Genomic DNA, 25,127 nt, shown 5'->3' on the forward strand with positions numbered 1-25,127 from the left:
CGTCAACAATACACTCGGTCAATTCTTGTTTTGAGTAATTCAAAACTGGGATTTACTTTATTGAAGCATTCTAAACAAGACGATCTCTGCCGATCGGATTGAATTGCAATGGCCGCTGCCCGCCGGCGGCGTCCGAATGGAGTTGCACCATGTCTGGCTCATACGATCGAGCGATGCATTCCGCGCCGGTGCAACCGAACCGGCGGGAACTGATGGCCTCGGCCTTGTCGTTGCTCGCCCTGGCCGGGCTCGGCCCTGTCTCACCCGCCTTGGCGCAGACGCCCGAGCGCATTGTCGTCGCCGGCGGCGTCATCACCGAGGTGATCTATGCGCTCGGCCTGCAGGAGCGGATCGTCGGCGTCGATTCCACCAGCCAGTTCCCCGCGGAGGCGCTGAAGGACAAGGCGAATGTCGGCTACGTCCGCGCTCTTTCGGCCGAGGGCGTCCTTTCCCTCAAGCCGACGCTCATCATGCTGATCGACGGCGCCGGCCCCCCGGATGCCGTCTCGCTGCTGACCGAATCCGGCGTGAGGATCGCGCGCATCGGCGACGGGCTGACCCCGGAAGGGGTCGCGAGCAAGATCGCCGCGATCGGCACCGCCATCGGAGCTGCGGCTCCCGCCGAGCGCCTTGCGGAACAGACCAGGGCCCGGTTCGAGGAACTCGCCGATTTGCGTGCCGGAATCGCCAAGAAGAAGCGTGTGCTGTTCCTGCTATCGCTTCAGAACGGCCGGGCCCTCGTCGGCGGCCGCAACAGCTCGGCCGATGCGATCATCTCGCTGGCGGGTGGCATCAACGTCGCGGACGCGATCGAGGGCTACAAGCCGATGACGGATGAGGCGATCGCCGCCGCCGCGCCCGAGATGGTGCTGATGATGCGCAACAGCAGCGCCCACAACACCACGCCTGACGAACTCTTCGCCATGCCGTCCTTCTCCCAGACGCCCGCGGCCAAGGAGAAGCGGCTGGTCCATATGGACGGGCTCTACCTGCTCGGCTTCGGCCCGCGCACGCCAATGGCTGCGCGCGACCTCATGGCATCGATCTATCCGGAGGCCGCGATCCCGCCGTTGAAGACGGCCGCTGCCCCGTGACCCTCGCGGCGCCCCTCCCCATGGCTTCCGGCGCGCTGACGACGCTGATCGCCGGCCGGCGCCGCGCCGGCCTGCTGGCTGTCGTCGGGCTCTCCCTGGCCAGTCTGCTGATCGCCATCGTCGCCGTCGGCCAGGGTGCCATCTCCATTTCTCCTGGGCGCGTCGCCGAGATCCTGATGGCGAAGCTGACAGGAGACGCCACGTTGCTGGAAGGACGCGACGCGCTCGTCGTTCTCAACATCCGCCTGCCGCGCGTGCTGCTCGGCCTGCTCGTCGGCGCAGGTCTCGCGGTTTCCGGCGCACTGATGCAGGGGCTGTTCCGCAATCCGCTGGCCGACCCCGGCCTCGTCGGCGTTTCCAGCGGCGCGGGCCTCGCCGCCGCCGCCACCATCGTCCTCGGCGACCGCCTCCTCGCGGGCACCATGATGAAGCTACCCTTCGCCGCTCTGCCGATCGGAGCGTTCTGCGGCGGCCTCGTCTCGACGCTGGCGCTCTATCTCATCGCGACGCGCGGCGGCCGGACCTCGGTCGCCACGATGCTGCTGGCCGGCGTCGCGCTCGGTGCCATGGCGGGTGCGCTTACGGGACTGCTCTCCTTCATCTCGGATGACCGCCAGCTGCGCGATCTGACCTTCTGGTCGCTCGGCAGCCTCGGTGGCGCGAGCTGGACCAAGCTCTCGGTCGTCGCGCCGATCATTCTGCCGCTGCTCCTGTTGATGCCGTTGCTGGCGCGCGGATTGAACGGGCTCATGCTTGGCGAGGCCGAAGCCTACCATCTCGGCATCCCCGTCCAGCGCATCAAGGCGCTGGCCATCCTGCTGGTCGCGCTTGCCGTCGGCGCCAGTGTCGCCTCGGCTGGAATGGTCGGCTTCGTCGGCATCGTCGTGCCGCATTTGATCCGGCTCTGCGTCGGCCCGGACCACCGGCTGCTGCTGCCGCTTTCGGCGCTGGGCGGCGCGATGCTGCTCGTCGGAGCCGATATCGTCGCACGACTGATCGTCGCTCCGGCCGAGCTCCCGATCGGCATCGTCACCGCCACGATCGGCGCGCCCTTCTTCCTCTGGCTGCTGCTGCGGCGCTCGAGCGCTCTCGATGTCTGAAGCGACGCCCGTCCTCTCCGCCCATGGCGTCGGCTTCGCGGCAGGTGGCCGCCGGCTGGTCGCCGACGCCAGCCTCGAGCTCGCGGGCGGCACGACCACGATCCTGATCGGGCCGAACGGCGCGGGAAAATCGACCCTCCTGAAGCTCCTCACCGGCGAAGCGAAGCCCGCCGGCGGAGATGTCCGCATCGCCGGAGAGCCGCTCGCGGCGATCCCCCATTGGCGCCTCGCCTGCCAGCGCGCCGTCATGGCCCAGCATGCCCGCCTCGCTTTCCCCTTCAGCGTCTACGAGGTCGCAAGCCTTGGCGTCGACGGGATCGGCCGGGCGCTGACGCGCCAGCGCCGCGAGGCGATCGTCGCCGAGAGCCTTGCCGCCGCTGGGGTGATCGACCTCGCCGGCCGCCGCTATCAGACGCTCTCGGGCGGCGAGCAGCAGCGCGTGCAGTTCGCCCGCGTGCTCTGCCAGCTCGAGGCCGGCCGGAGCGTCGCCGAGAGGCAGGTGCTCTTCCTCGACGAGCCGATCGCCAGCCTCGATCTGTGCCACCAACTGGCGCTGCTCGACATGGCGCGCGGCATTGCCTCCCGCGGCGTCGCCGTGCTGATCGTCCTGCACGACCTCAACCTCGCCGTGACCTATGCCGACCATCTGGTGGTGATGGATCAGGGGCAGATCATCGCGCAGGGCCCGCCGGCGCGCACGCTCGACGATGCCCTGCTGCGCCAGGTCTTCAAGGTCGACCTGACACTGAGCCGCGCGCCGGCGCCGGGGCTGCCCTTCCTGCTACCGCAGCAGCACCGCGCGCGCCCCGCCGTTTGAAGGGCGATTCACCAGCGCTTCATCCTGAATCCCGCTTCACCATATCGCTCAACCCATGCTTCACGACTGAGGCTTAAACCCCGTCCGCGTCCGAACGGGAGTTTCGACCATGGACCGACACCTCGCCGCCATCGGCCTCGCCGCTGCCTTGTTATTGCCGGCCCTGACCAGCGCCGAAGCGCGTGAGGTCATCGGGCTCAACGATGACCGCTTCGAGCCCGGCACCATCCTCATCCGCACCGGCGAGCGGAAGCTGTATTTCGTCGTCGCGCCCGGCACGGCGATCCGCTACACGATCGCGGTCGGCAAGGCCGGCAAGCAATGGCGCGGCGTCAAATATGTCGAGGAAATGCAGGTCGACCCGGCCTGGGCTCCGCCGGCCGAGGTCAAGCGCGACAATCCCCGCCTGCCAGACGTCATCCCCGGCGGCTCGCCGCGCAACCCGATGGGTGCGCGCGTCATCGGCCTCGGCCCCGGAGGGCAATACGCCATCCACGGCACGAACATGCCGAACACGATCGGCACTGCCGCCTCCTATGGCTGCTTCCGCATGCACAACCAGGACGTGATCGACCTCTACGCCCGCGTCCAGATGGGCACGCCCGTCGTCGTCATGCCCTGAGCGTCACGCCGCCACCGGCGAGAGCAGCGGACGCCCGGCGAAGAAGGCTTCGAGATTGCCGAGCATGACCTCCTGCTGTGCGTCTTGCGCGGTATCCGAGGCGGCCGCGATATGCGGCGTCAGCACGACATTGTCGAGCGCCTTCAGCCTGTCGGAGACATGGGGTTCGTTCTCGTAGACGTCGAGCCCCGCACCCGCGATCGCGCCGGTCTCCAGCGCTGCGCACAGCGCGTCCTCGTCGACCGCGATGCCGCGGGAGATGTTGACAAGATGCCCGCGCGGCCCCAGCGCCTTCAGCACGGCGGCATCGATCGCATGGCGGTTCTCGGCGCTGGCACGCGCCGAAACCACCAGAAGATCGGCCCATTCGGCGAGACCGAGCAGGCTGTCATGGTAGAGATAGGGCGTATCGGCGCGGCGGCTGCGATTGTGATAGCCGATCTCCATGTCGAAGGCTTCGGCGCGCCGCGCGATCCGGCTGCCGATGGCGCCCAGCCCGTAGATGCCGAGCTTGCGCCCCGCCAGCCCCGGCACCGAGGCCATGCGCTGGACCGAATTGCCCTGCCAGCGCCCGGCCCGGACGAAGCGGTCGGCCTGTGGGATCTGCCGCGCCGTGGCGAGCAGCAGCCCCATGGCGAATTCCGCCACACTGGCGGCATTGGCCGTCCCGGCATTGCCTAGCGCAATTCCGCGCTCCTTGGCACGCGCCCGATCGACGCCCTCGATGCCGGTCCCGTAGCAGCAGATCAGCCTGAGCTTCGGCAAAGCGTCGATGAGCGCGGCATCGGTGCGGAGGCTTCCCATCGTGAGCAGCGCCTCGGCCTGCTCGGAGCCGGGCGGCAAGGCCTCCGGCGTCGAGCGCTCCATCGGCCCGAGCACGGTGAAGTTCTCCTTGAGCCGCGCGATCAGGGCCTCCGGCATGCGCGGCACCATCAGTATCGTCGGGTTCATGGCATTGCTCCAGCAGATGCTGCATCGCAGCACCGCGCCGCCGATCGCTCAACCCACATCGGCAAACGGCCCGCCATCCGCTCTGCGCATTCCGGGCTTCGACGAAAGACGCATCGAATCGCTCCAAAAGCCGGCAATCACGCGCTTTTTCCCCTCGCGGCCCGGAAGGAACCGCGTTAACCTCCGGCCGCGACACGCAACCGCCCGTGCCTCCCACGGGCCAGGAAGGGGCAACCAGATGGATCACCTCGCCGACGTGAAGAAGTTCGCCAAGAAGCCGCTGAACGATGCTGCCTTCGCCGGGATGTCGAAGGCCTATGCGCTCGTGATGAGCAAGCCGGACACCCGCTACGTCGCCTGCTCGGACCCGGCCGAGGTCGACCGCGTCCGCGAGAATTTCCTGAAGAAGAAGCTCGGCCTGAAGTCCGGCGATCTCGACGGTTCGATCAAGGCGGTCTGCGAGCATATGAAGGCGGACCGGACCAAATCCCGCCTGACCTTCTACTATCTGCTGGCCGAACACCACGGAAAGCTCGACCTCTTCATCAAGAAGTAGGTCATGGCCCGGCCCGTCCGGGCATTCCCATCCGTATATGCAGGGACGAACGGCATGGCCGGCAGCGGCGCCGGCCGGAGTCCCGTTCAGTCGCGATAAAGGTCTGCACGCGTCAGCGGCAGGCCGGACGGACCTTTGCGCCGCTTCGAGACCAGCGTCTGGTTGACCAGCGCCCCGCCGCGCTCGAAGGCGAGCGAGCAGCCCGCGAGATAAAGCAGCCACATCCGCGTCCGCTCCGGGCCGATCTCGACCTCGGCCTTCGCCTTGTTCGCCTCGAGCCTTTCCCACCACAGCCGCGTCGTGCGCTGGTAATGCTCGCGCCAGCCTTCGACATCGTGGATCTCGAAGCCGTGGCGCTCGAGATTGGCGATCGACATGCCCAAATGGTCGAGCTCGCCGCCGGGAAAGATGTAACGCACCAGCGCGCGGTACTCCGCCGGCATCTTGTTGAAGGCCTTTTCCGTCTTCTTGGCCCGGCGCGAGATGCAGTGATGCAGATAGAACCCGCGCGGCCGCAGCAGCCGGTTCACCGCCTGGAAATAGGACGGGTGGTTGCGGATGCCGACATGTTCGAACATGCCGATCGAGGAGATCTTGTCGAACTCCCCTTCCATCTGCGTGAAATCCTTGAGGTGGAGGGTGACCTTGCCCTGAAGCCCGAGCTTCTCGACCTTCTCGCGCGCCAGGGTGAGCTGTTCCTCGGCCAGCGTCACGCCATGGGCCTCAACGCCGTAATAGCGGGCCGCATGACAGACCAGCGCGCCCCAGCCGCAGCCGATATCGAGGAAACGATCTCCCGGCTTCAGGCGCAGCTTCCGACAGATCATGTCGAGCTTGTCGCGCTGGGCCCGTTCGAGGTCACCGTGATCCTCGGTGAAATAGGCGCAGGTGTAGACCATCTCCTCGTCGAGGAAGAGCCGGTAGAAATCGTTCGAGACGTCGTAATGATAGGCGATGTTGGCCTTGTTGGTGGCCGGCGCGCCGTCACGCGCAATCTCGTCGCCCTTGCGGTGGCTGACGGCAGCTTCGGCCTTGCCGGGCGCGAAGATGAAGCGTCTGACAACGTCGAAGACCGCGCCCTTTGGGATGTTGCGTGCGAGCTTGCCGACCTTGCCGTCAGGCCGCGCCGCCGCGAGATCGAAGATCGAGCCGTTCCGGATCGAGATACGGTCTGTGATATGCAGATTGAGCAGCGTGTCGAGCTTGGGCTGGCGGATCAGCGCGGCCGGGACACCGGCATCGGCGATGGCGATGGCGAGCCCGTCAGAGGGCCAGGAGGCGGGCACCGAGCTGCCGTCCCAAAGCCGGAAGCCGAGCTTGAGGCCGAGCTTGTCATGCGCCTCGTTCAGAAGGCGGCGCAGGGCCGCGAGGCGCTTGTCGTTGCTGTCCATGACCGAGAATCCGCTGCTTTCCGGCTGCTGTTTGGACGCAACGCCGCGGATTGGCAATGTTCCGCATATTCGGGTCCGATTGGCGCTCAGAAATCGCTGGCGATGCCCTTCACTTCCCAGTCGTCGTAGCGCACCGGCTCAAGCCCGCCACGCCCGTTGAGCTCGCGCTGTTTCGCGACCTCGGCCGCATGCGCATCGATAGCGGCCCGCCGGGCCGACGCCTCGGCCAGCGCGCGCTGCGCGGCTGGCGACAGCTTCTTGGGCTCCGCAGCGTCAGACGGCACGTCGTCTTCGACCTTCTCAGGCATTTTCGGCTCGTTTCCTAGCAGGGTTTCTCTTGCAGGATCGGGATCGCCCCCACCACATAGGGCACGAACCCGGCCTTCGCGAGGGCTTTCCGCCCCGCGGCGCTGCTGATGAAGGGGAAACGATGAACTACGTTCGCACCGGCATGTTGATGGCAGGCCTCACCGCGCTTTTCGGCGCGGTGGGCTATCTGCTCGGCGGCGGCGGCGGCATGCTGATGGCGCTCGGCTTCGCCGCCGTGACCAATCTTTTCAGCTACTGGAATTCCGACCGGCTGGCGCTTGCCGCACACAACGCCCAGGAGGTCGATGAGCGGACCGCGCCGGAGCTCTACGGCATGGTGCGCGATCTCGCGGCGCGCGCGAACATGCCGATGCCGCGCGTCTACCTGATCCAGGAAGACCAGCCCAATGCCTTCGCCACCGGCCGCAATCCGCAGAACGCGGCGGTGGCGGCGACGACAGGCATTCTGCGCACGCTGACCTATGAGGAACTGTCGGGCGTGATGGCGCATGAGCTGGCGCATATCAAGAATCACGACACGCTGACCATGACGATCACGGCAACCTTCGCGGGTGCGATCTCGTCGCTCGTCACTTTCGGCATGTTCTTCGGTTCGCGCGACAACCGCCCGAACATCGTCGTTCAGATCCTGCTCTCGATCCTCGCGCCGATGGCGGCCGCCCTGATCCAGATGGCGATCTCGCGCTCGCGCGAATACGAGGCCGACAAGCTCGGCGGAGAGATCGCCGGCAATCCGGTCTGGCTCGCCGATGCCCTGGCCAAGATCGCGGCGGGCGTCCAGCACATTCCCAACGAGACAGCCGAGGCCAAGCCTGCTACGGCGCACATGTTCATCATCAATCCCTTGACCGGCGGCGGCATGGATAATCTGTTCTCGACCCATCCCGACACCGGCAACCGCATCGCTGCGCTGATGGAGCAGGCCCGCGCCATGGGCATCGGCCGCAGCACGGGCGGAGCGAGCTTCTCCGCCCAGGCCGACAACAGCCCCTGGGGCAACGCGCCCCGCCAGCCCGGGCCCTGGGGCTGAGATGGCCGAGCGCCCTTCCCCGAACCGCCCCGCACCGGAACCGGCAGAAGCAGGACGCAGCGATGCGCCCGGACTGCCGGCCCGCCGCTTCGCCGCCACCATCATCGATGAAGTCCTGCGCGCCCGCCTCGCCCTCGACGAGACCGTCGACCGGCTGCTGCCGGCCTCGGGGCTCGACGCAGCCGATGCCGGACTGGCGCGCGCCATTGCCGTCACCGCCTTTCGCCGCCTCGGCACGATCCAGCACGCCGTCGATGCGCGCCTCGAACGCGGCAGCCCGCGCAAATCCGGCCCGTTCGAGCCGATTGTGACGGCGGCGGTCGCGCAGATCCTTTTCCTCGACGTGCCCGACCACGCCGCCGTCGATCTCGCGATCCGCCATCTGCATGAGGACGCTCGTTCGGCGCGCTACGTCGCCCTCGGCAACGCGCTGCTGCGCCGCATCGTGCGCGAGCGGGACGCGATCCTGGCCGAGGCGCAGGAGGATGCCCTCCTCGACACGCCCGATTGGCTCGCCGAAAGCTGGAGCGAGACCTATGGCGAGGCAGCAGCTGCCGCTATCGCGGCGAACCATCGCGAGGAACCGCCGCTCGATATCACCGTCAAGTCCGATCCCGCCCGCTGGGCCGAGGCGCTCGACGGCATCGCCCTGCCGACCGGCTCAGTCCGGCTGCGCGAGCGGCAGGCCATCGCCGGGCTGCCGGGCTACGATGAAGGCGAGTGGTGGGTGCAGGATGCCGCTGCCGCGTTGCCGGTGAAGCTGCTGGCGCCGCAACCCGGCGAACGTATCGCCGATCTCTGCGCCGCGCCTGGTGGCAAGACTGCCCAGATCGCCGCCGCTGGCGCTGATGTGACGGCATTGGATCGCTCGGCGCCGCGCCTGCGTCGCCTGAAAGCCAATCTCGCCCGCCTCGGCCTGACGGCGGAAGTCGTCACGGCCGATGCCGTAGTTTGGAAGGCCGAGCCCTTCGACGCCGTCCTGCTCGACGCGCCCTGCAGCGCGACCGGTACGATCCGCCGTCACCCGGACGTCGCCTGGACCAAGCTGCCGGGGGATCGCGACCGGCTCGCCAGCCTGCAGGCGCGCCTGCTTGATGCGGCGGCCGCCCTGACGAGACCGGGCGGACGGCTGATCTACTGCACCTGCTCGCTCGAAGCCGCGGAGGGCGAGGCGCAGATCGCCGCCTTCCTCGCGCGTCATCCCCAGTTTCGTCGCAAACCCGTCGAGGCCGCCGAAATCGGCGGTTTGGCTGAGGCGATCGACGCAAACGGCGATATCCGGACGCTGCCGCATCAGCTGAAGGGCGAATCCCCGCGCCTCTCCGGATGGGCGGGATTTTACGCAACCCGCCTGATCAGGCTATGACGGAGCAAGGATTCGCGCGCTGGGACGGCGCGGCTCCTCTGGTACTATTCGCGCGGCATCGGGCCGCGCCCGGGGACGGAGCATACGGGGGTTTTGAGCGGCTGGTCTGAGCGACGGGGATTGGCCCAGGCCGCGATCGGACGGGCGGCGCGGCGGACCCGTGGCCAGCTCATCGGCGCGACGCGCAAGCTCTGGCCCTTCGGGCGCAGCACCCCGACCCGTCTCCTCTTCGCACCGCATGATCTGCGCACTGCCGATCCAACGACAGCCGGCGACGTCTATGCCGGCTACTACAGCTTTGCCGGCCGCACGCTGCGCAGCCATGGCGAATCGCCCTTCGATGTCGAGCCGCCGAGCGAAGCCTGGGCCGAAGCTCTCTACGGTTTCGGCTGGCTGCGCCACATGCGTGCGGCTGACACCGCGATCGCCCGCGCCAATGCCCGCAGCCTCGTCGAGGATTTCATCGCCAGGCGCCGTGACCGGCACGATATCGCTCGCCGCCCGGCGGTGGCGGCCCGCCGGCTGATCGCATTCCTCTCCCATTCGCCGCTGCTGTTGGAAGGCGCCGATCACGCCTTCTACGAGCGCTTCCTGCGCCATGTCGCACGTCTGGGCGATCGGTTGAGCCTCGCGCTTGCCGGCGCCGTGGACGGGGCCGACCGGCTTAACGCCCTGATCGCGGTCACCCTTGCCGGCATCTGCCTCGATGGGCAGGACGCTCGCCGCCGCCGCGCCGAGACGATGCTCTCCGACGAGCTCGACGAGCAGATTCTGCCGGATGGCGGCCACCTCTCGCGCAATCCGCGCATGCTGGTCGAACTTCTCCTCGACCTGCTGCCGCTGCGGGAGACGTTCGCGGCGCGCGGGCTCGAACCGCCGCGCGGCGTGCTGACCGCGATCGAGCGGATGATGCCGCATTTGCGCCTGTTCCGGCACGGCGACGGTTCGCTCGCCCTGTTCAACGGCATGGGGACGACCGCGCCCGATCTGATGGCGACGCTCGCGGCCTATGACGACGCGCGCGGCCGCCCGACGGAGCATGCAGCCTATTCCGGCTATAGCCGCCTCTCCGCGGGCCGCAGCGTCGTGGTCGCCGATGCCGGCGCACCGCCGCACGGCGCCTATTCCATCGAGGCCCATGCCGGCTGCCTCGCCTTCGAATTCTCCAGCGGCGCGCAGCGTATCATCGTCAATTGCGGCGCCAGCCGCTTCGGGCCGCCGGAGCTGCGGCTCGCGGCGCGCAGCACCGCAGCTCACTCCGCTCTCGTCCTCGACGATCGCTCCAGCGCGAATTTCGGCATGGTTCTCGGCGAGATGCGGGTCGTCTCCGGGCCGCGCGATGTCCGCGTCGCCCGGCAGGACGGTGCCGATGGCCCCGAATGGGTCGCCAGCCATGACGGCTACCGCCGCAGCCTCGGCGCGGTCCACTCCCGCCGCCTCCTGCTCGCCCATGACGGCGCAACGCTTTCAGGCGAGGACGAAGTCACGCTGGGCGGACCGCGCGAGGCGCTGCCGGCCGCAGCCCGCTTTCATCTCCACCCCAATATCCGCGCCAGCCTCGTCCGCGAGGGCAGCGGCGCGCTGCTCGCGCTCGCTTCCGGCGAGGTCTGGAGCTTCGAGGCCGGCGGATTGCCGATCGTGATCGAGGAGAGCCTCTTTCTCGCCGCCTCCGACGGGCGCCGCCGCACGGAGCAGCTCGTCGTCGCCTTCGATGCCGCCACGACGCCGCGCATCACCTGGCGCCTGAGCCGGATCAGCGCCGCCAATCCCCGTGCGGGCAAGACCGTGGCCGCGGCCATTGCCGAACGCGAAACCGCCGGGCCCGCCCCCGACGCGTGACGATTCTGCGACGCCAAACTTTGCCTTTCGCGCCGCAGCATGATAGCTCGCGCGCGACAGCCTTCCCTGCAATCCAAGCCGGACCAGAACCCCGATGCCGAATGAACTTCGCCGCGTCGAACGCGCTCTCCTTTCCGTTTCCGACAAGACGGGGCTGATCGACTTCGCGCGCGCCCTCCACAAGCTCGGCATCGCGCTGGTCTCGACCGGCGGCACCGCCAAGGCGATCGCCGAGGCCGGCCTGCCGGTCAGCGACGTCTCCGACCTCACGGGCTTTCCCGAGATGATGGATGGCCGCGTCAAGACGCTGCATCCGAAGGTCCATGGCGGCCTGCTCGCCATCCGCTCGCATCCCGAGCACCAGGCCTCGATGCTCGGCCACGGCATCCAGCCGATCGACCTGCTCGTCGTGAACCTCTACCCGTTCGAGGCGACGGTCGCGGCCGGCAAGGCCTATGATGACTGCATCGAGAATATCGATATCGGCGGCCCCGCCATGATCCGCGCCGCGGCCAAGAACCATCATGACGTCGCTGTCGTGGTCGAGCCGGCCGACTACCCCTCGGTCCTCGCCGACCTCGAGGCCCAGAAGGGCGCGACCACGCTGACGCTGCGCCGCAAACTCGCCCAGAAGGCCTATGCCCGGACCGCAGCCTACGATGCCGCGATCTCGAACTGGTTCGCCAATGAGCTCGGCGACACCGCGCCGGCCTTCCGGGCGCTGGGCGGCGCGCTCGCCGAGACCATGCGTTACGGCGAGAACCCGCATCAATGGGCCGCCTTCTACCGTACGCCGGAGAACCGGCCGGGCGTCTCGACCGCCCGTCAGGTCCAGGGCAAGCAGCTCTCCTACAACAACATCAACGACACCGACGCCGCCTTCGAATGCGTCGCCGAGTTCGATCCCGCAGCCTCGGCCGCCTGCGTCATCGTCAAGCATGCCAACCCTTGCGGCGTCGCCGCCGGCGGATCGCTGCTCGAAGCCTATGAGCGCGCGCTCGCCTGCGACCCGGTCTCGGCCTTCGGCGGCATCGTCGCGCTGAACCGCAAGCTCGACGCGGCCGCCGCCAAGAAGATCGTCGAGGTCTTCACCGAGGTTATCATTGCTCCCGACGCTGACGAGGAGGCGATAGCGATGATCGCCGCCAAGAAGAATTTGCGCCTGCTGCTCACCGGCGGCCTGCCGGATGTCCGCGCGCCCGGCCTCGCGCTGCGCACCGTCGCCGGCGGCTTCCTCGCCCAATCGCGCGACAACGCCGTCGTCGACGACATGGAGCTCAAGGTCGTGACCAAGCGCCAGCCGAGCGAGCGCGAGCTCGCCGATCTGCGCTTCGCCTTCCGCGTCGCCAAGCACGTCAAGTCGAACGCCATCGTCTACGCCAAGAACGGTGCCACGGTCGGCATCGGCGCCGGCCAGATGAGCCGAGTCGATTCCTCGCGCATCGCCGCCTGGAAGGCGGCCGAGGCAGCGAAGGCGGCGGGCGTGACTGAGAGCCTCGCCAAGGGCTCGGTCGTCGCTTCCGATGCCTTCTTCCCCTTCGCCGACGGCCTGCTCGCGGCGGCGGAAGCCGGGGCAACCGCGGTGATCCAGCCCGGCGGCTCGATGCGCGACGACGAGGTCATCAAGGCGGCGGACGAGGCCGGCCTCGCCATGGTCTTCACCGGACACCGCCACTTCCGCCATTGACGGCGGCGCAGCCCGCGGGACACCCTCGCTGACAGGCTGCGCGCGAAACCGCGCGGCGGAGGGCAAGGGGTCCCCATGGCGAAAGCTCAAAAGCCCGGCGCGCTGCTCAGGGAGCGCGTCGAACACCAGCATGCGAGGGTCAGCTATGTGGAGCTGTTCTTCGACCTGGTCTTCGTCTTCGCCATCACCCAGATCTCGCATACGCTGCTGGAGCATTTCAGCGCGCTCGGGCTGGCGCAGGCTGCCTTTCTGCTCGGCGCCGTCTGGTGGGTCTGGATCTATACGAGCTGGGTGACGAACTGGCTCGATCCCGAACAGGCGCCGGTCAGGCTCATGCTGTTCGTGCTGATGCTGCTTGGCCTCGTCCTGTCCTGCTCGGTGCCGGAAGCCTTCGGCTCGAACGGCCTCGCCTTTGCCGGCGCCTATGTCGCGATTCAGCTCGGGCGCTCGCTCTTCACGATGGCCAGCCTGAGGGCCGCCTCTCCGGCGAATTACCGCAATTTCCAGCGCATCACGATCTGGCTCGCGGTCTCCGCCGTATTCTGGATCGCGGGTGGGCTGAGCGAGGGCAATCTGCGCTTCGGGCTCTGGATCGTCGCGCTCGGCATCGAATATGCCGGTCCGGCACTTGGCTTCCGCGTGGTCGGCCTCGGCCGCTCGCAGACCACCGATTGGAATGTCGAGGGCGGCCACCTCGCCGAGCGCTGCGCGCTCTTCATCATCATCGCGCTCGGCGAATCCATTCTCATCACCGGCGCCACCGCAGCCAAACTGCCGGTGACCGGCGTCAATCTGACTGCCTTCCTGAATTCCTTCCTCAGCTCTGTCGCGATGTGGTGGATTTATTTCCACATCGGCGCCGAGCGCGGCAGCCAGCTCATCGCCCATGCCTCGGATCCCGGCCGGATCGCGCGCATCGCCTATACCTATTTGCATGTGCTGCTGGTGGCCGGCGTCATCCTCGTCGCGGTCGGCGACGAGTTGGTGATCGCCCATCCGCTCGGCCACATCGATGCCAAGACGGCTATCGCCGTCGCTGCTGGTCCGGCCTTCTATTTGCTCGGCAATCTGCTGTTCAAACGGGTGACGGCCGGCTGGTTCCCCCTCTCCCATCTCGTCGGATTGGGCCTGCTCGCCCTGCTCACGCCCGCCTCGGCGGTGCTGCCGCCGCTTGCGTTCAGCCTGGGTGCCACCGCGGTCCTGATCGTCGTCGCCGGCTGGGAAGCGATCTCGCTGCGGCCGAAAGAGGTTTGAGCCCCGCGGACGATCAGCTGCACGAGATCGTCGAGCGGATACGAGGCCAGCCGGACGCTGGCCTCGTCGCGATCAACGATCAGACGAGCCTCAGCTCGACATCGATGTTGCCGCGGGTGGCCTTCGAATAGGGGCAGGTCTGGTGCGCCTCCTCAACGAGTTCGCGTGCCAGCTCCGGAGCAAGACCCGGCAAGCTGACATTCAGCCGCGCCTGCAGGAAATAGGCGCCGTCCGTCGTGCCCAGGCCGACCTCGGCATCGACGGAGAGACCGGCCGGCAGGGCGAGCTTGCGCTTGCCGGCGGCAAGGCCGATCGCGCCGATGAAGCAGGCCGACCAGCCGGCGGCGAAGAGCTGCTCGGGATTCGTACCCGCACCCGCGCTGCCCGGAGGCGACAGCCTGATGTCGAGCCGGCCGTCGGAGCTGCGCGAGGCGCCGTCGCGCCCACCGGTGGTGCGGGTCTTGCCGGTATAGAGAACCTTCTCGATCCTGGTCATGGAACTCTCCATCTGATGCCGCTCCTATCGGCGGCTGGCGATGGGGGTTTCTCAAGCCGGCATGTCCGGTTTGTTTGCGGATCGGAGCGATCTGCAAGGAAACGTCGGCCTTCGCCGCTGCGATACATTGCGGTACGATGATCTCCCGGCAGCGCCTGCCGGCCGCCCCGTACGGCGGGCGGTTTGTATCCGTTCGTATCGGAGCCGCCCGATCCTACGCAGGCTTGCAAATCCGACGCTGGCGGACATGGCGCGGATACAGCGGACAGGCTCATCCCCTTGCTTTCAACGCAATCAGGAACAGAACCATGTCGGAACAGATCGACCAGCCACGCCGCAGCCTCCTGAGCACCCTGGCGCTGGGCGCCGCCTTCGCGCAATTCGGCGGGATCAGCGGAGCCGCCGCTCAGACCCGCGCGGCCTCGCCCGCCGGACAGAGCGGCCACACCTCCTTCGCTGCCTTGAAGCAGATCGATGCGGGGGTCCTGAATGTCGGCTATGCCGAAGACGGACCGGCAGATGGCTCGCCGGTGCTGCTGCTGCACGGCTGGCCCTACGATATTCATAGCTATGTCGATGTCGCGCCGATCCTCGCCAAGGCCGGATACCGCGTGATCGTGCCCCATCTGCGCGGCTATGGCAGCACCCGCTTCCTCTCGGCACAGACCCCGCGCAACGGCCAGCCGGCAGCGCTCGCGGTCGACATCGTCGCGCTGATGGACGCGCTGAAGATCGAGAAGGCCGTGATCGCCGGCTATGACTGGGGGGCGCGCAGCGCCGACATCATCGCCGCGCTCTGGCCCGAGCGCTGCAAGGCGATGGTCTCGGTCAGCGGCTACCTCATCGGCAGCCAGGAGGGGAACAAGGCGCCGCTGCCGCCCAAGGCCGAATTGCAGTGGTGGTATCAGTACTATTTCGCCACCGAGCGCGGCGCGGCCGGCTATGCCAAGTACACCCACGACTTCGCCCGGCTGATTTGGGAGCTCGCCTCGCCGCAGTGGAAGTTCGACGACGCCACTTTCGCGCGCTCGGCAACGGCCCTCGACAACCCCGACCATGTCGCGATCTCCATTCACAACTACCGCTGGCGGCTCGGACTGGCGCAGGGCGAGCCGCAGTTCGACGCTATCGAGAACAAGCTCGCAACCTTCCCGGCGATCGGCGTGCCGACCATCACCATCGAGGGCGATGCCAACGGCGCGCCGCATCCGGAGCCAGCGGCCTATGCCAAGCGCTTCACCGGCAAGTACGAGCACCGGCTGTTCAAGGGCGGCATCGGCCACAATCCGCCCCAGGAGGCGCCGGAGGAATTCGCCCGCGCGGTGATCGACGCGGACAAACTCTGAGGGGCCCCGGGAGGCATCGAATGCCGCCCGGGCTTGCCTCGTCCCGCTCCAGCTTCTCTTGCCGAAGCGGCCCCGGATGGACTTATACCCTAAGCACACATACATAATGTGAACCTGGGTGATAGATCAAACGAACCAAAGGCTTGGCCTATTTCGGCCAGCGATGCGAACATACATCGAAGTACATCGCCAGATAGGAAGGGCTCGGCGTACCAAACCCCTCGCTTTTTGCTCGTCATAGAATTGCAGGAGAGGTCACCGAGTACGTTGGCAATGTTGTCTACGTCTCTCTGCCGAAATCACGAATGCCGGGACACGGTGTTTGTGATCTGGCCAAATGGCGACAATGGCCCCTAGCAGACGCTCAACATGTCCGCTTCAAGGCAGTTGAGTTGGTGCAGGCTGGTGCAAGCGTCGGAACCGCTACGGGTGGCTAGTCGCTCCTGGCGCTCCGCCGGACCGCTGTCCGTTTCGCCTCAATCGTGTGATGCCTGAGGCGATCGTCTGCCCGCTGAACTTCCACCGCCAATAGCGCGGTGGCTGCGTCGGCGTTCACGCGCTCGGTTTTCGTCGCGCTATGATTGCATTCCTCCTGATAGGGCAGATCGACCCGACGCGCCGTTCTCTCGGACCGCTTCACGGTCATTGGTTGAACTCCGCCTCGGTCTTGGCCTTGATTTCCTCAAGACTGACGCCTTCGGCGAGCTCGATCAGCGTCATGCCGCCGCCGTTTTCGTCGATGGCGAAGACACCGAGGTCGGTGATGACCATGTCGACCACGCCGGCGCCGGTCAGCGGCAGGTCGCAGGCCTTGAGCAGCTTCGGCGATTCCGAGCCGTCCTTGTTCTTGGCGACATGCTCCATCACCACGACGACCTTCTTGACGCCGGCGACGAGGTCCATGGCGCCGCCCATGCCCTTCACCACCTTGCCGGGAATCATCCAGTTGGCGAGGTACCCGATCGCCCGCGCGTTCGTGGATGCCCGCATGGCGCGGATCGGCGGTGGCAGCTCGGAGGTGATGAAGCAGATTATCGCCCGCAGCCTGCTGCCAGACAATCGCAAGCGCGTTCCGTTGGGTTGCGCAGGTGGTCAATCACGCTGTGTTCGCGGACCCGAAGAACCAGGCGGCGAAGGATCTTCAGGCCGACGCGTTGGAGCAACTCGGCTATCAAGCGGAGTCGGGGCCGTGGCGGAACTTCTATCTGACCGGTGCACAGGAACTCCGGAAGGGCGTTGCGGAGCTGCCGACGCCCAACACAGCCAGCCCCGACACCATCAAGGCGATGAATCTCGGCCTGTTCTTCGACTATCTCGGCGTGCGCCTGAATGCTGAGAAGGCGGCGGCGGCGAAGGCGAGCTTCAACTTCGACTTTTCCGATACGAACGAAAAGTATTTCGTTCAGCTTGAGAACGGGGTGCTCAACAATACCGCTGGTAAGAGCGTCAATGGTGCCGACGTTTCAATGACATTGACCCGTTCCACGCTCAACGACATCATTCTCCAGCAGACTTCGCTGGATGATGCCCTGAAGGCGGGCAGCGTGAAGCTCACGGGCGACAAGGCCAAGCTCACCGAACTCGTCTCTTATCTCGACAAGTTCCCGTTCTGGTTCAACATCGTTACGCCGTGAGACACGACAGAGCCAAGCCTGCTTTAATGGCAGGCTTGGCTCATCTTGCTATCCGGCGTCAAAGCCTGCGGCCTGGCGGGGTGTTCCCAGGAAGATCCGGGTGCTCGTCGAAGCGGTCTCGCAAGGACTGCTTCAGGCGAGCCCGTCGCTGCTCAATCCTGAAGACAGAGGCAAGACACCCGGCTTGGCGCCGGCGGTTATCGACGCCGACTTGAACGGGTTGGGGCTCCCTGCGGGCGCGACGGCTCAGGTAGCGGTTTATCTCGTACCGATCGCTGTCGTCCGCCGCGTCATGCTGCGGATGAAGAGTTGGCTGAACTACATCGTGTGAAGAAGGAGGCTGTGATGAAGAAGTTCGTGCTATCGACCGTCCTTGTGCTGATCTGCGGTGCCGCGTCGGCTCAAGTTCCGCTGTCCAACTATGCTGACAAGGACGGCTACGTGGATGTCCAGAAGCTGACCTGTGGCCAACTGGCCGGTACCTTCCAGGAGGATGCCGACTTGTTGGCCGCCTGGTACAGCGGCTGGTATAACGGCTTGGCGAAAGCCCACCGGGCCAAGATTACCCGCGTGAAGGACGACCTCCATGAGGTGATCGTCTACTGCAAGGCGAACCAGAACATCACGGTCATCAAGGCGATCGACACTCTCTTCAAAAAGAAGAAGTGACATTCGCTGCCTGCGAGTCGGCCGAACCGGTCGACCAATGACATCCTGGACCTCGACGGTGGGCGATGCCGTTCGCCCACCTCCTTCAACCAAGAGAGAAGGAGAGCCCATGCTTCGCGTCTCGTTCCTGGCGTCCGCTCTTTTGATCGGCATCCTCGCGCCGATCGAAGCGTCCGCAATCTCCGCAGGCCCGCCGATGGAGGACTCATCGCTGCAATCTGCGGAATACGTCCAGTATCGCGGCCGGGCGGTCAGGCGGGGCGGGATGGTGGGGCCCAGAGGTGGTGCCATCGCTCGCCGCGGCTACGTTGCGCGGGGGCCCCGCGGCGCGGTTGCTGGCAGAGGATACGTCGCGCGTGGACCACGTGGGAACGTCGTAGCCGGCCGCGGTCGCGTGGCGGTGAGACCGGGCTATCGACCCGTTCCGATCCGGCCGGGCTATCGCGCCGGCTGGGTGCGTCCTGCCTCGTATTGGTGGCATCCCGGCATGGCCGTCGCATCGGGCGCTGCGATCGGGTTTGCGACGGCAGCGGCCGCCTCCGCCTATATCAACTCGCAGCCGCCGGCCCCCGGCTATTGCTGGTTCTATACGAACCCGGAGCGCACACAGGGCTTCTGGGACGTATGCCCGAATTGAAGACGAGCGATGCTTCGACGGACAAGGCGGCTTCATCTACGGCCGAGCCTTAGCGGTCCAATCTTCAGCGTTTCATACCGCTTCTGACGACGAAAGGACTAGGGGTGATCGGTTCGATGCGGCGGCTGGCTTCCCTCGGCCTGATACTTACTTGCCTCTCGGCTACCGCCGCGGCTCAGACCGTGCCAAAGGCACCCGTGACCGCGAGTCTGCCTCAACTCAAGCCCTGGCAGGGTGATCTGGACGGCATGCTCGAGCGTCGGGTCATCAGAATACTCGTTCCGTACAGCAAGACGCTCTTCTTCATTGATCGAGGGCGCCAGCTCGGCGTCGTCGCCGAACTCGGGCAGCGCTTCCAGACCTGGATAAACCACCGTCACAAGACCAAGGCCCTCGCCATCACGGTGGCCTTCGTGCCTGTCCCGCGGGGCGATTTCGAGCGAGCGCTGAACGAGGGACGCGGGGACATCGTCGCCGGGAACTTGACCATCACGCCGGAGCGGCAGGCGCTGGCGGATTTCGCCGAACCTTGGATGACACAGGTCAAGGAGGTCATTGTCATTGGTCCGTCGGCGCCCGAGATGTCCGACCTCGAGGCCCTCGCAGGGCGCGAGATCTACGTCAGGGAGAGCAGCAGCTATGCCACCCACCTCCGCGAGCTCAGCAAGGGCTTCGAAGCGAAGGGGCTGAAGCCAATTCGGATCAAGGCGGCCGACGAGAACCTGGAGGACGAGGACATCCTCGAGATGGTCGGTGCCGGGCTGCTCCCGTTCGCCGTCGTCGACGATCACAAGGCGGCGCTATGGTCGCTCGTCTTCCCGACGCTGAAGGTCAGGTCAGACCTGGCGATCAGCAGCGGCGGCTCAGTCGCATGGGCATTCCGGAAGGGCTCTCCCCAACTCCAAGCGGAACTCGCCGCCTTCGTGAAGGAACACAAGCTCGGGACCGCCTTCGGGAACGATGTGAAGCGGCGCTACTTCGCCAGCGATAGGGTCGTGAAGAACGCTTATTCCCCGGAAGACGCGAAGCGCTTCAAGGAGCTCGTGATGCTCTTCCGCTCCCATGGCGAGGCGTATCGCTTCGATTGGCTGATGCTGATGGCGCAGGGCTATCAGGAATCGCAGCTCGACCAGAGCAGGCGCAGCCATCGCGGGGCGGTCGGCGTGATGCAGTTGCTGCCGAAAACGGCCGCGGCGAAGCCGATCGAGATCACCGGGGTCGACAAGGATGCCGACCGAAACATCCAGGCCGGCGCCGCCTATATGCGGCATATCACCGAGACCTATATCGCGAAGGATCCAGCGGTCGACGCGCGAAACCAGGTCCTCTTCGCCTTCGCCGCCTACAATGCCGGGCCCGGTAATCTCCGAAAATTTCGACGCATCGCCCGCGAGAAAGGCCTCGACCCCAACGTCTGGTTCGGGAACGTCGAGCATGCGGCCGCGCAGGTCGTGGGGCGCGAGACGGTCCAGTACGTCAGCAACATCTACAAATATTTCGTCGCCTATTCGCTCATGCTCCAGCAGCAGGAACAAGCCGCTGCTTCGCGATGACCTTCCTCTCGATGCGAGATACCGCCGATGGCTGCCGAGGCTTTGACTGCCGATCTAGAAGCCGGGCCGGCCATCATCGATCGCTTCCTGACACAGTTCGAAGCAGGGGCTGCGCAATCCTGCGGGCGATCGCTGGCGACGCCCTCCGGTGACACGAAGCCGTTGGCCTTGTGATAACCCAGATAGTTCTCGCCCGAGCGGATATTCGCGAGATCGGCAGGAGCCTGAGCTCCCGGCGCCTGCGGCGTCACCAGCTCTGCCTCGGCATTGCGACGGCCGGCGGCTTCGGCAAGGAGGTCCTGAATGACACGCTCCGAGCGCGCCTCCCCGCCCTCGCCGAACTGGCTGTAGCGGATGCGGCCTTGCGCATCGATGAAGTACAGCGCCGGCCAGTAGCTGTTGCGGAAAGCGCGCCAGATCCGGAAATCGTTATCGACCGCGACGGGATGCGCGATGCCGAAGCGGGCGATCGCCTGCCGGATGTTCTCGACCTTCTTCTCGAAGGCGAATTCCGGCGTGTGGACGCCGACCACGACGAGCCCCTGATCCCGGTACTTCTCCGCCCAGGCCCGGACATACGGCAGGGTGCGGATGCAGTTGATGCAGGAATAGGTCCAGAAATTGACGAGAACGACCTTGCCGCTCAGTTGCTCGGCGTTCAGCGGGCCAGAGTTGAGCCAGCCGGTCGCGCCGTCGAAGCCGGGGGCTGCGCCGTAATCCGGCAGGTTGCTGCGATAGGGCTGGACGGCGTTCTCAGTCGCGCGAGGCTGACCTGCCTCGGCCGGGCGCGGGCCGAGCGCATCCAGCAGGCTCTGCTCGACGCCGACCGTGCCGGCAAAGGAGAGCCGGGTCAGGACGCCGGCATCGAGGCCGAGGCCAATCGCCAGCACGCTCCCGAGAACCGCTACGCCGATGCCCTGCCGAACCCGCTCGCCAACCCCGAGCGAACGCTTCATCGCGGCAAGGACCGGCCCCCCAGCCCGCAGGGCCAGAGCGAGAGAAGTTGCTGCGCCCGCGGCATAGGCAGCCAGCAGCAAGACCGTTTCGGAACTGGCGCCGTGCAGCGCGGCGCCGGTCAGCACGAGGCCTAGGATCGGGCCAGCGCATGGCGCCCAGAGCAAGCCGGTCGCGATGCCCAGCAGAAGCGAGCCGCCAACGGAGTGCGTGTCGCCTTCGCTGCTCCCGGAAAGCCGTTCGCCGAGCGCGACGATGGGACGCGCGAAGATTGCCGCCGCGCGCTGCGAGATGAGCGTGACGCCGAACAGAGCGAGCAGCGCAACCGCCGCATAGCGCCCGATTTCGTTCGCCTGCACCGCCCAGCTTCCGCCGATGGCGGCGAGGCTGGCGACGGCCGCAAAAGTCAGCGCCATGCCGGTCAGCATCGGCAGGCCACTGCGGCGGAAAGGCTGCCCGGCCTGCGAGAAGACGAAGGGCAGGATGGGAAGGATGCAGGGGCTGAGGATCGTCAGCACGCCGGCGAGATAGGAGATGACGAACAAGGTCATGGCTGGTCCTCTCGGGGGGCGGCGGAGACGCTTGGCTTGAAACCTCCGCCGGATACCCGGCACTCAACCCTTGCGACGTATCTCCGATGTTTCCCCGAAAGGCCGATCTGTAACGCTCTGTAGCAATAGTGCCGGGCGGGCGATCATGGGGCCCGCCCGGGCAATGCGACTATCGGGAGACGGCGCCCGCCGCCTGGGCGATCAGCTCCGCGACCTCGGCCGGCTTCGAGGCGTAAACGGCGTGGCTCGCCGCGACCTCCCGCACCGTGCTGCCGGCGCGCTTGGCCATGTCGCGTTCGAGTGCTGGATTGATCGAACGGTCGTCGCTCGCGACCAGTGCCCAGCTCGGCTTGCTCTTCCAGGCCGGCTCCCCGGCTTCCGCCGTGAACACAGCCTGCGCGGCGAAGACCTGCGAGCGCGCGAGAAACGCCGCCTCCGCCTTGGGCAGATCGGCCGCGAAGGCGGCCGCAAAGCGCTTCGGATCGAGATAGAGATAACCGTCCTGCGTGGCCTTGATCGCATCGACGGGGGCATTCGGAACCGGCTTGCTGCCGGCGAGCTTCGCCAGGCTCTCGCCCTTCTCGGGCTGGAAGGCGGCGACATAGACCAGCCCGGCGACCTTGGGGTCATTGCCGGCATCACTGATGACCATGCCGCCATAGCTGTGCCCGACCAGGAGCGCCGGGCCATCCTGCAGCGCCAGCACGCGCTTGGCGGCGGCCACATCGTCCTGCAGCGAAGTCAGCGGTTCCTGCACGATGGAGACGTTGTAGCCCTTCGCGGCCAGCCGGTCCGAAACCTTGCGCCAGCCGGAACCGTCGGCGAAAGCGCCGTGGACAATGACGATGTTGCGGATTTCCGCCGCTTCCACGGCGGAACATGTGCCGGCAATCGGCAGCATGAGCCCGCCGATGATGGCCGAGATGAAACCCTTACGCATTGAAGCTTCCTTCCTGCTCGTTTGAGGACGATTGATACAGGCAGGCCGAACCGGGCGGCTGCGTGCTCGCAGGCACCCTGCCCAAACGAAGCGAAGGCTTCGACGGGAATATTGTCCGCGTCCGTATCGGGCCAGAGAGCCGATACACGCGCTTACAAATCTCCCGCAGAAGGCTCGGGCAAACCGCCGGGGCTCTGCTATTTCTACCACGACGGAAGCGGAAAGCCTTGCCGATGGACCATATCGACCACGTGCTCGTCGTCGACGACGACCGGGAAATCCGGGACCTCGTCTCGAGCTATCTCAAGAAGAACGGCCTGCGCGTGACGACCGCCGCGGACGGCAGGCAAATGCGCGCCTATCTCGAAGCCGACCGGGTCGACCTCATCGTCCTCGACCTGATGATGCCGGGGGACGACGGGCTCGTGCTCTGCCGCGAGCTCAGGGCGGGCAAGCACAAGGCGACGCCGATCCTGATGCTGACCGCGCGCAGCGACGACACCGACCGGATCGTCGGGCTGGAAATGGGCGCCGACGATTATCTGGCGAAGCCCTTCGTCGCGCGCGAGCTGCTGGCGCGGATCAAGGCCATCTTACGCCGCACGCGCATGCTGCCGCCCAATCTGCAGGTGACGGAAGCCGGCCAGCTCATCGCCTTCGGCGACTGGCAGCTCGACACGACCGCCCGCCACCTCCTCGACAAGGAAGGCACGGCCATCGCGCTGAGCGGAGCCGAATACCGCCTGCTGCGGGTCTTCCTCGACCATCCGCAGCGCGTCCTCTCGCGCGACCAGCTCCTGAACCTGACTCAGGGCCGCGAGTCCGAGCTCTTCGATCGCTCGGTCGACCTGCTTGTCAGCCGTGTCAGGCAGCGCCTGCGCGACGATGCGCGAGAGCCCGCCTATATCAAGACCGTGCGCAGCGAGGGCTATGTCCTCGCCATGCCGGTCGAGATCGTCACGGCCCGGCAATGAGCGTCGCCACCCGCATCGGTGGGTTCCTGCACCTGCCGCGTACGCTGCGCTGGCGGCTCTTCCTCATCCTCTTCGCCGGGCTCGCCGTCGCGCATGCCCTGTCGTTCAGCCTGCAGTTCTATGAACGCACCATGAGCGCCAAGGCGACGATGTACACGACGCTGGAGAACGACGTCGCGACCTCGATCGCCCTGCTCGACCGCCTGCCGCCGCAGGAGCGCCCGCAATGGCTCGGCCTCTTGGCGCGCCGCACCTATCGCTACGAGCTCGGGCCGGGCGTGCCGGGTGTTCCCGAATTGAGCCGGCGCGCAGCGGAGGTCGCTGAGACCATCAATGTCGCCGCCGGCAAGCGCTTCCCGGTCACGGTCGAGAGCATTCCCGGCGAGCGCGAGCATCTCCAGGCCCATGTCACGCTCAGCGACGGCTCGCCGGTGACGATCGACATGCTGCCCGCGCTGATGCCGCTCGCGAGCTGGCTGCCCTATGTGCTCGTCGCCCAGCTTATCCTGCTCGTGCTCTGCACCTGGTTTGCCGTCCGGCTGGCGATTCGGCCCCTGTTGCGGCTCGCCAATGCGGCCGAGACACTCGACCCCAACCGCAAGGCGGAAAGGCTCGACGAGCACGGCCCGGCCGAGGTCGCCTATGCGGCCACTGCCTTCAACGCCATGCGGGACCGGATCGCGCATTACCTGCAGGAGCGGGTGCAGATCCTCGCCGCGATATCGCACGATCTCCAGACGCCGATCACGCGGATGAAACTGCGCGCCGAGATGGCGGAGGATGGGCCGGAGAAGGACAAGCTCGTCAACGACCTCTCCGAGATCGAGCGGCTCGTGCGCGAAGGCGTCGCCTATGCGAAGAGCGCGCAGGGCGATGCCGAAAAGCCGGCGCGTATCGATCTCAGCTCATTCGTCGAGAGCATCGCCTTCGACTATCAGGACACCGGCAAGGCGGTCACGACGCCGAGCGCAATCGACGCCGTCGCAGTGACGCGCCCGCACGCGCTGCGCCGCATCCTGACCAATCTGATCGACAACGCCCTGAAATTCGCCGGCGCCGCGGAAATCCAGCTCGAGAAGGCGGCCGACGGAAAGCTGCGAATCCTCGTCCTCGATCGCGGCCCCGGCATTCCCGCCGACGAGCTCGATGCGGTCCTGCAGCCGTTCTACCGGCTCGAACAATCCCGCAACCGAAGCACCGGCGGCACGGGCCTCGGCCTTGCCATCGCCCAGCAGCTCGCCACGGCGATCGGCGGAAAATTGACGTTGACCAACCGGCCGGGCGGCGGCCTGATCGCCGAGGTCACGCTGAGCTGAACGCATCGCCGAGCGACCCA

The 25,127-nt window shown here is 66.7% G+C and carries 24 protein-coding genes and 1 pseudogene; 18 read left to right on the forward strand and 7 right to left on the reverse strand.

Annotation, left to right across the window (positions count from 1 at the left end):
* Positions 1–149: 149 nt before the first annotated feature.
* From AC1DEZ_RS09925 to AC1DEZ_RS09940, 4 genes are all read left to right on the forward strand, one after another.
* Positions 150–1,094, forward strand: coding sequence for a heme/hemin ABC transporter substrate-binding protein (locus AC1DEZ_RS09925; RefSeq protein ID WP_476779630.1), 945 nt, complete (start codon positions 150–152; stop codon positions 1,092–1,094).
* Between the two features lie 20 nt (positions 1,095–1,114).
* Positions 1,115–2,194, forward strand: a complete 1,080-nt coding sequence (locus AC1DEZ_RS09930; protein WP_476779631.1) for a FecCD family ABC transporter permease — start codon at positions 1,115–1,117, stop codon at positions 2,192–2,194.
* Positions 2,187–3,011, forward strand: a complete 825-nt coding sequence (locus tag AC1DEZ_RS09935) for a heme ABC transporter ATP-binding protein (protein ID WP_476779632.1) — start codon at positions 2,187–2,189, stop codon at positions 3,009–3,011. The genes AC1DEZ_RS09930 and AC1DEZ_RS09935 overlap by 8 nt, the downstream gene beginning before the upstream one ends.
* A 109-nt stretch (positions 3,012–3,120) precedes the next feature.
* A complete protein-coding gene (locus tag AC1DEZ_RS09940) occupies positions 3,121–3,633 on the forward strand; it encodes a L,D-transpeptidase (RefSeq protein WP_476779633.1) in 513 nt (170 codons plus the stop codon).
* A 3-nt stretch (positions 3,634–3,636) separates the two neighbouring features.
* Here AC1DEZ_RS09940 and AC1DEZ_RS09945 read toward each other — a convergent pair whose 3' ends face one another.
* A complete protein-coding gene (locus AC1DEZ_RS09945; RefSeq protein WP_476779634.1) occupies positions 3,637–4,584 on the reverse strand; it encodes a 2-hydroxyacid dehydrogenase in 948 nt (315 codons plus the stop codon).
* 238 nt (positions 4,585–4,822) lie between these two features.
* Here AC1DEZ_RS09945 and AC1DEZ_RS09950 point away from each other — a divergent pair, with 238 nt between their 5' ends.
* On the forward strand, positions 4,823–5,140 hold the full coding sequence (locus AC1DEZ_RS09950; RefSeq protein ID WP_476779635.1) for a DUF2853 family protein: 318 nt from the start codon (positions 4,823–4,825) through the stop codon (positions 5,138–5,140).
* 86 nt (positions 5,141–5,226) lie between these two features.
* On the opposite strand, the gene AC1DEZ_RS09955 is transcribed toward AC1DEZ_RS09950, so the two are convergent.
* Positions 5,227–6,531: a class I SAM-dependent methyltransferase gene (locus AC1DEZ_RS09955; RefSeq protein WP_476779636.1), complete on the reverse strand. Its 1,305-nt coding sequence runs from the start codon at positions 6,529–6,531 to the stop codon at positions 5,227–5,229.
* Between the two features lie 86 nt (positions 6,532–6,617).
* Positions 6,618–6,839 carry a DUF1674 domain-containing protein gene (locus AC1DEZ_RS09960; protein ID WP_441511558.1) on the reverse strand — a complete coding sequence of 74 codons (222 nt, stop codon included), beginning with the start codon at positions 6,837–6,839 and terminating at the stop codon, positions 6,618–6,620.
* Between the two features lie 122 nt (positions 6,840–6,961).
* Here AC1DEZ_RS09960 and htpX point away from each other — a divergent pair, with 122 nt between their 5' ends.
* The 5 genes from htpX to AC1DEZ_RS09985 all read left to right on the forward strand — a co-directional run bounded on the left by htpX (position 6,962) and on the right by AC1DEZ_RS09985 (position 14,037).
* Positions 6,962–7,891 (forward strand): zinc metalloprotease HtpX, encoded by a 930-nt coding sequence (gene htpX / locus AC1DEZ_RS09965; RefSeq protein WP_476779637.1) that lies wholly within the window; start codon positions 6,962–6,964, stop codon positions 7,889–7,891.
* A 1-nt stretch (position 7,892) separates the two neighbouring features.
* Complete coding sequence (locus tag AC1DEZ_RS09970) at positions 7,893–9,257, forward strand: RsmB/NOP family class I SAM-dependent RNA methyltransferase (protein ID WP_476779638.1); 1,365 nt, start codon at positions 7,893–7,895, stop codon at positions 9,255–9,257.
* A gap of 120 nt (positions 9,258–9,377) precedes the next feature.
* Positions 9,378–11,096: a heparinase II/III family protein gene (locus tag AC1DEZ_RS09975; RefSeq protein WP_476779639.1), complete on the forward strand. Its 1,719-nt coding sequence runs from the start codon at positions 9,378–9,380 to the stop codon at positions 11,094–11,096.
* A 94-nt stretch (positions 11,097–11,190) separates the two neighbouring features.
* Positions 11,191–12,783 (forward strand): bifunctional phosphoribosylaminoimidazolecarboxamide formyltransferase/IMP cyclohydrolase, encoded by a 1,593-nt coding sequence (gene purH, locus AC1DEZ_RS09980; RefSeq protein ID WP_476779640.1) that lies wholly within the window; start codon positions 11,191–11,193, stop codon positions 12,781–12,783.
* 75 nt (positions 12,784–12,858) lie between these two features.
* Positions 12,859–14,037: a low temperature requirement protein A gene (locus tag AC1DEZ_RS09985; RefSeq protein WP_476779641.1), complete on the forward strand. Its 1,179-nt coding sequence runs from the start codon at positions 12,859–12,861 to the stop codon at positions 14,035–14,037.
* 79 nt (positions 14,038–14,116) lie between these two features.
* On the opposite strand, the gene AC1DEZ_RS09990 is transcribed toward AC1DEZ_RS09985, so the two are convergent.
* Positions 14,117–14,533: an organic hydroperoxide resistance protein gene (locus tag AC1DEZ_RS09990; protein WP_476779642.1), complete on the reverse strand. Its 417-nt coding sequence runs from the start codon at positions 14,531–14,533 to the stop codon at positions 14,117–14,119.
* Between the two features lie 308 nt (positions 14,534–14,841).
* Between AC1DEZ_RS09990 and AC1DEZ_RS09995 the strand changes: the two genes are divergently transcribed.
* Positions 14,842–15,879: an alpha/beta fold hydrolase gene (locus tag AC1DEZ_RS09995; protein ID WP_476779643.1), complete on the forward strand. Its 1,038-nt coding sequence runs from the start codon at positions 14,842–14,844 to the stop codon at positions 15,877–15,879.
* Between the two features lie 642 nt (positions 15,880–16,521).
* Here the strand turns inward: AC1DEZ_RS09995 and AC1DEZ_RS10000 are convergent.
* Positions 16,522–16,839, reverse strand: a pseudogene (locus AC1DEZ_RS10000) (CoA-transferase); the annotation flags it as partial.
* Positions 16,840–16,937: 98 nt separating this feature from the next.
* Here AC1DEZ_RS10000 and AC1DEZ_RS10005 point away from each other — a divergent pair.
* The 5 genes from AC1DEZ_RS10005 to AC1DEZ_RS10025 all read left to right on the forward strand — a co-directional run bounded on the left by AC1DEZ_RS10005 (position 16,938) and on the right by AC1DEZ_RS10025 (position 20,372).
* Positions 16,938–17,513 (forward strand): alkyl sulfatase C-terminal domain-containing protein, encoded by a 576-nt coding sequence (locus AC1DEZ_RS10005; protein ID WP_476779673.1) that lies wholly within the window; start codon positions 16,938–16,940, stop codon positions 17,511–17,513.
* Positions 17,514–17,613: 100 nt separating this feature from the next.
* Positions 17,614–17,844, forward strand: a complete 231-nt coding sequence (locus tag AC1DEZ_RS10010) for a hypothetical protein (protein WP_476779644.1) — start codon at positions 17,614–17,616, stop codon at positions 17,842–17,844.
* A gap of 14 nt (positions 17,845–17,858) precedes the next feature.
* A complete protein-coding gene (locus tag AC1DEZ_RS10015; RefSeq protein ID WP_441514396.1) occupies positions 17,859–18,182 on the forward strand; it encodes an HdeA/HdeB family chaperone in 324 nt (107 codons plus the stop codon).
* Between the two features lie 487 nt (positions 18,183–18,669).
* The gene (locus AC1DEZ_RS10020; RefSeq protein ID WP_441514397.1) at positions 18,670–18,819 is read left to right on the forward strand and encodes a hypothetical protein; all 150 of its coding nucleotides are present in this window, start codon (positions 18,670–18,672) and stop codon (positions 18,817–18,819) included.
* A gap of 197 nt (positions 18,820–19,016) precedes the next feature.
* The gene (locus AC1DEZ_RS10025) at positions 19,017–20,372 is read left to right on the forward strand and encodes an MltF family protein (protein ID WP_476779645.1); all 1,356 of its coding nucleotides are present in this window, start codon (positions 19,017–19,019) and stop codon (positions 20,370–20,372) included.
* Here AC1DEZ_RS10025 and AC1DEZ_RS10030 read toward each other — a convergent pair.
* Both AC1DEZ_RS10030 and AC1DEZ_RS10035 read right to left on the reverse strand, forming a co-directional pair.
* On the reverse strand, positions 20,324–21,877 hold the full coding sequence (locus tag AC1DEZ_RS10030; protein WP_476779646.1) for a cytochrome c biogenesis protein DipZ: 1,554 nt from the start codon (positions 21,875–21,877) through the stop codon (positions 20,324–20,326). The genes AC1DEZ_RS10025 and AC1DEZ_RS10030 overlap by 49 nt on opposite strands.
* Before the next feature lie 169 nt (positions 21,878–22,046).
* Positions 22,047–22,778: an alpha/beta fold hydrolase gene (locus AC1DEZ_RS10035; protein ID WP_476779674.1), complete on the reverse strand. Its 732-nt coding sequence runs from the start codon at positions 22,776–22,778 to the stop codon at positions 22,047–22,049.
* A gap of 272 nt (positions 22,779–23,050) precedes the next feature.
* On the opposite strand from AC1DEZ_RS10035, the gene AC1DEZ_RS10040 reads away from it, so the two are divergent.
* Entirely contained in the window at positions 23,051–23,791 is a 741-nt protein-coding gene (locus AC1DEZ_RS10040) for a response regulator (RefSeq protein ID WP_476779647.1), read from the forward strand.
* Positions 23,788–25,107, forward strand: coding sequence for a sensor histidine kinase (locus tag AC1DEZ_RS10045; protein ID WP_476779648.1), 1,320 nt, complete (start codon positions 23,788–23,790; stop codon positions 25,105–25,107). The genes AC1DEZ_RS10040 and AC1DEZ_RS10045 overlap by 4 nt, the downstream gene beginning before the upstream one ends.
* The last annotated feature ends 20 nt before the right edge of the window (positions 25,108–25,127 follow it).

It is taken from the genome of Allobosea sp. 10L422, assembly GCF_056395345.1.

Bases quoted from the DNA above. Each gene is read 5' to 3' on its own strand.
- AC1DEZ_RS10030 (WP_476779646.1), bottom strand. From the start codon at position 21,877: ATGACCTTGTTCGTCATCTCCTATCTCGCCGGCGTGCTGACGATCCTC.
- AC1DEZ_RS09930 (WP_476779631.1), top strand. From the start codon at position 1,115: ATGGCTTCCGGCGCGCTGACGACGCTGATCGCCGGCCGGCGCCGCGCC.
- AC1DEZ_RS09985 (WP_476779641.1), top strand. From the start codon at position 12,859: ATGGCGAAAGCTCAAAAGCCCGGCGCGCTGCTCAGGGAGCGCGTCGAA.
- AC1DEZ_RS09940 (WP_476779633.1), top strand. From the start codon at position 3,121: ATGGACCGACACCTCGCCGCCATCGGCCTCGCCGCTGCCTTGTTATTG.
- AC1DEZ_RS09925 (WP_476779630.1), top strand. From the start codon at position 150: ATGTCTGGCTCATACGATCGAGCGATGCATTCCGCGCCGGTGCAACCG.
- AC1DEZ_RS09950 (WP_476779635.1), top strand. From the start codon at position 4,823: ATGGATCACCTCGCCGACGTGAAGAAGTTCGCCAAGAAGCCGCTGAAC.
- AC1DEZ_RS10015 (WP_441514396.1), top strand. From the start codon at position 17,859: ATGAAGAAGTTCGTGCTATCGACCGTCCTTGTGCTGATCTGCGGTGCC.
- AC1DEZ_RS09960 (WP_441511558.1), bottom strand. From the start codon at position 6,839: ATGCCTGAGAAGGTCGAAGACGACGTGCCGTCTGACGCTGCGGAGCCC.
- AC1DEZ_RS09995 (WP_476779643.1), top strand. From the start codon at position 14,842: ATGTCGGAACAGATCGACCAGCCACGCCGCAGCCTCCTGAGCACCCTG.
- htpX (WP_476779637.1), top strand. From the start codon at position 6,962: ATGAACTACGTTCGCACCGGCATGTTGATGGCAGGCCTCACCGCGCTT.
- AC1DEZ_RS09945 (WP_476779634.1), bottom strand. From the start codon at position 4,584: ATGAACCCGACGATACTGATGGTGCCGCGCATGCCGGAGGCCCTGATC.
- AC1DEZ_RS10035 (WP_476779674.1), bottom strand. From the start codon at position 22,778: ATGCTGCCGATTGCCGGCACATGTTCCGCCGTGGAAGCGGCGGAAATC.
- AC1DEZ_RS10045 (WP_476779648.1), top strand. From the start codon at position 23,788: ATGAGCGTCGCCACCCGCATCGGTGGGTTCCTGCACCTGCCGCGTACG.
- AC1DEZ_RS10020 (WP_441514397.1), top strand. From the start codon at position 18,670: ATGGCCGTCGCATCGGGCGCTGCGATCGGGTTTGCGACGGCAGCGGCC.
- AC1DEZ_RS09935 (WP_476779632.1), top strand. From the start codon at position 2,187: ATGTCTGAAGCGACGCCCGTCCTCTCCGCCCATGGCGTCGGCTTCGCG.
- AC1DEZ_RS10040 (WP_476779647.1), top strand. From the start codon at position 23,051: ATGGACCATATCGACCACGTGCTCGTCGTCGACGACGACCGGGAAATC.
- AC1DEZ_RS09970 (WP_476779638.1), top strand. From the start codon at position 7,893: ATGGCCGAGCGCCCTTCCCCGAACCGCCCCGCACCGGAACCGGCAGAA.
- AC1DEZ_RS09990 (WP_476779642.1), bottom strand. From the start codon at position 14,533: ATGACCAGGATCGAGAAGGTTCTCTATACCGGCAAGACCCGCACCACC.
- purH (WP_476779640.1), top strand. From the start codon at position 11,191: ATGCCGAATGAACTTCGCCGCGTCGAACGCGCTCTCCTTTCCGTTTCC.
- AC1DEZ_RS09955 (WP_476779636.1), bottom strand. From the start codon at position 6,531: ATGGACAGCAACGACAAGCGCCTCGCGGCCCTGCGCCGCCTTCTGAAC.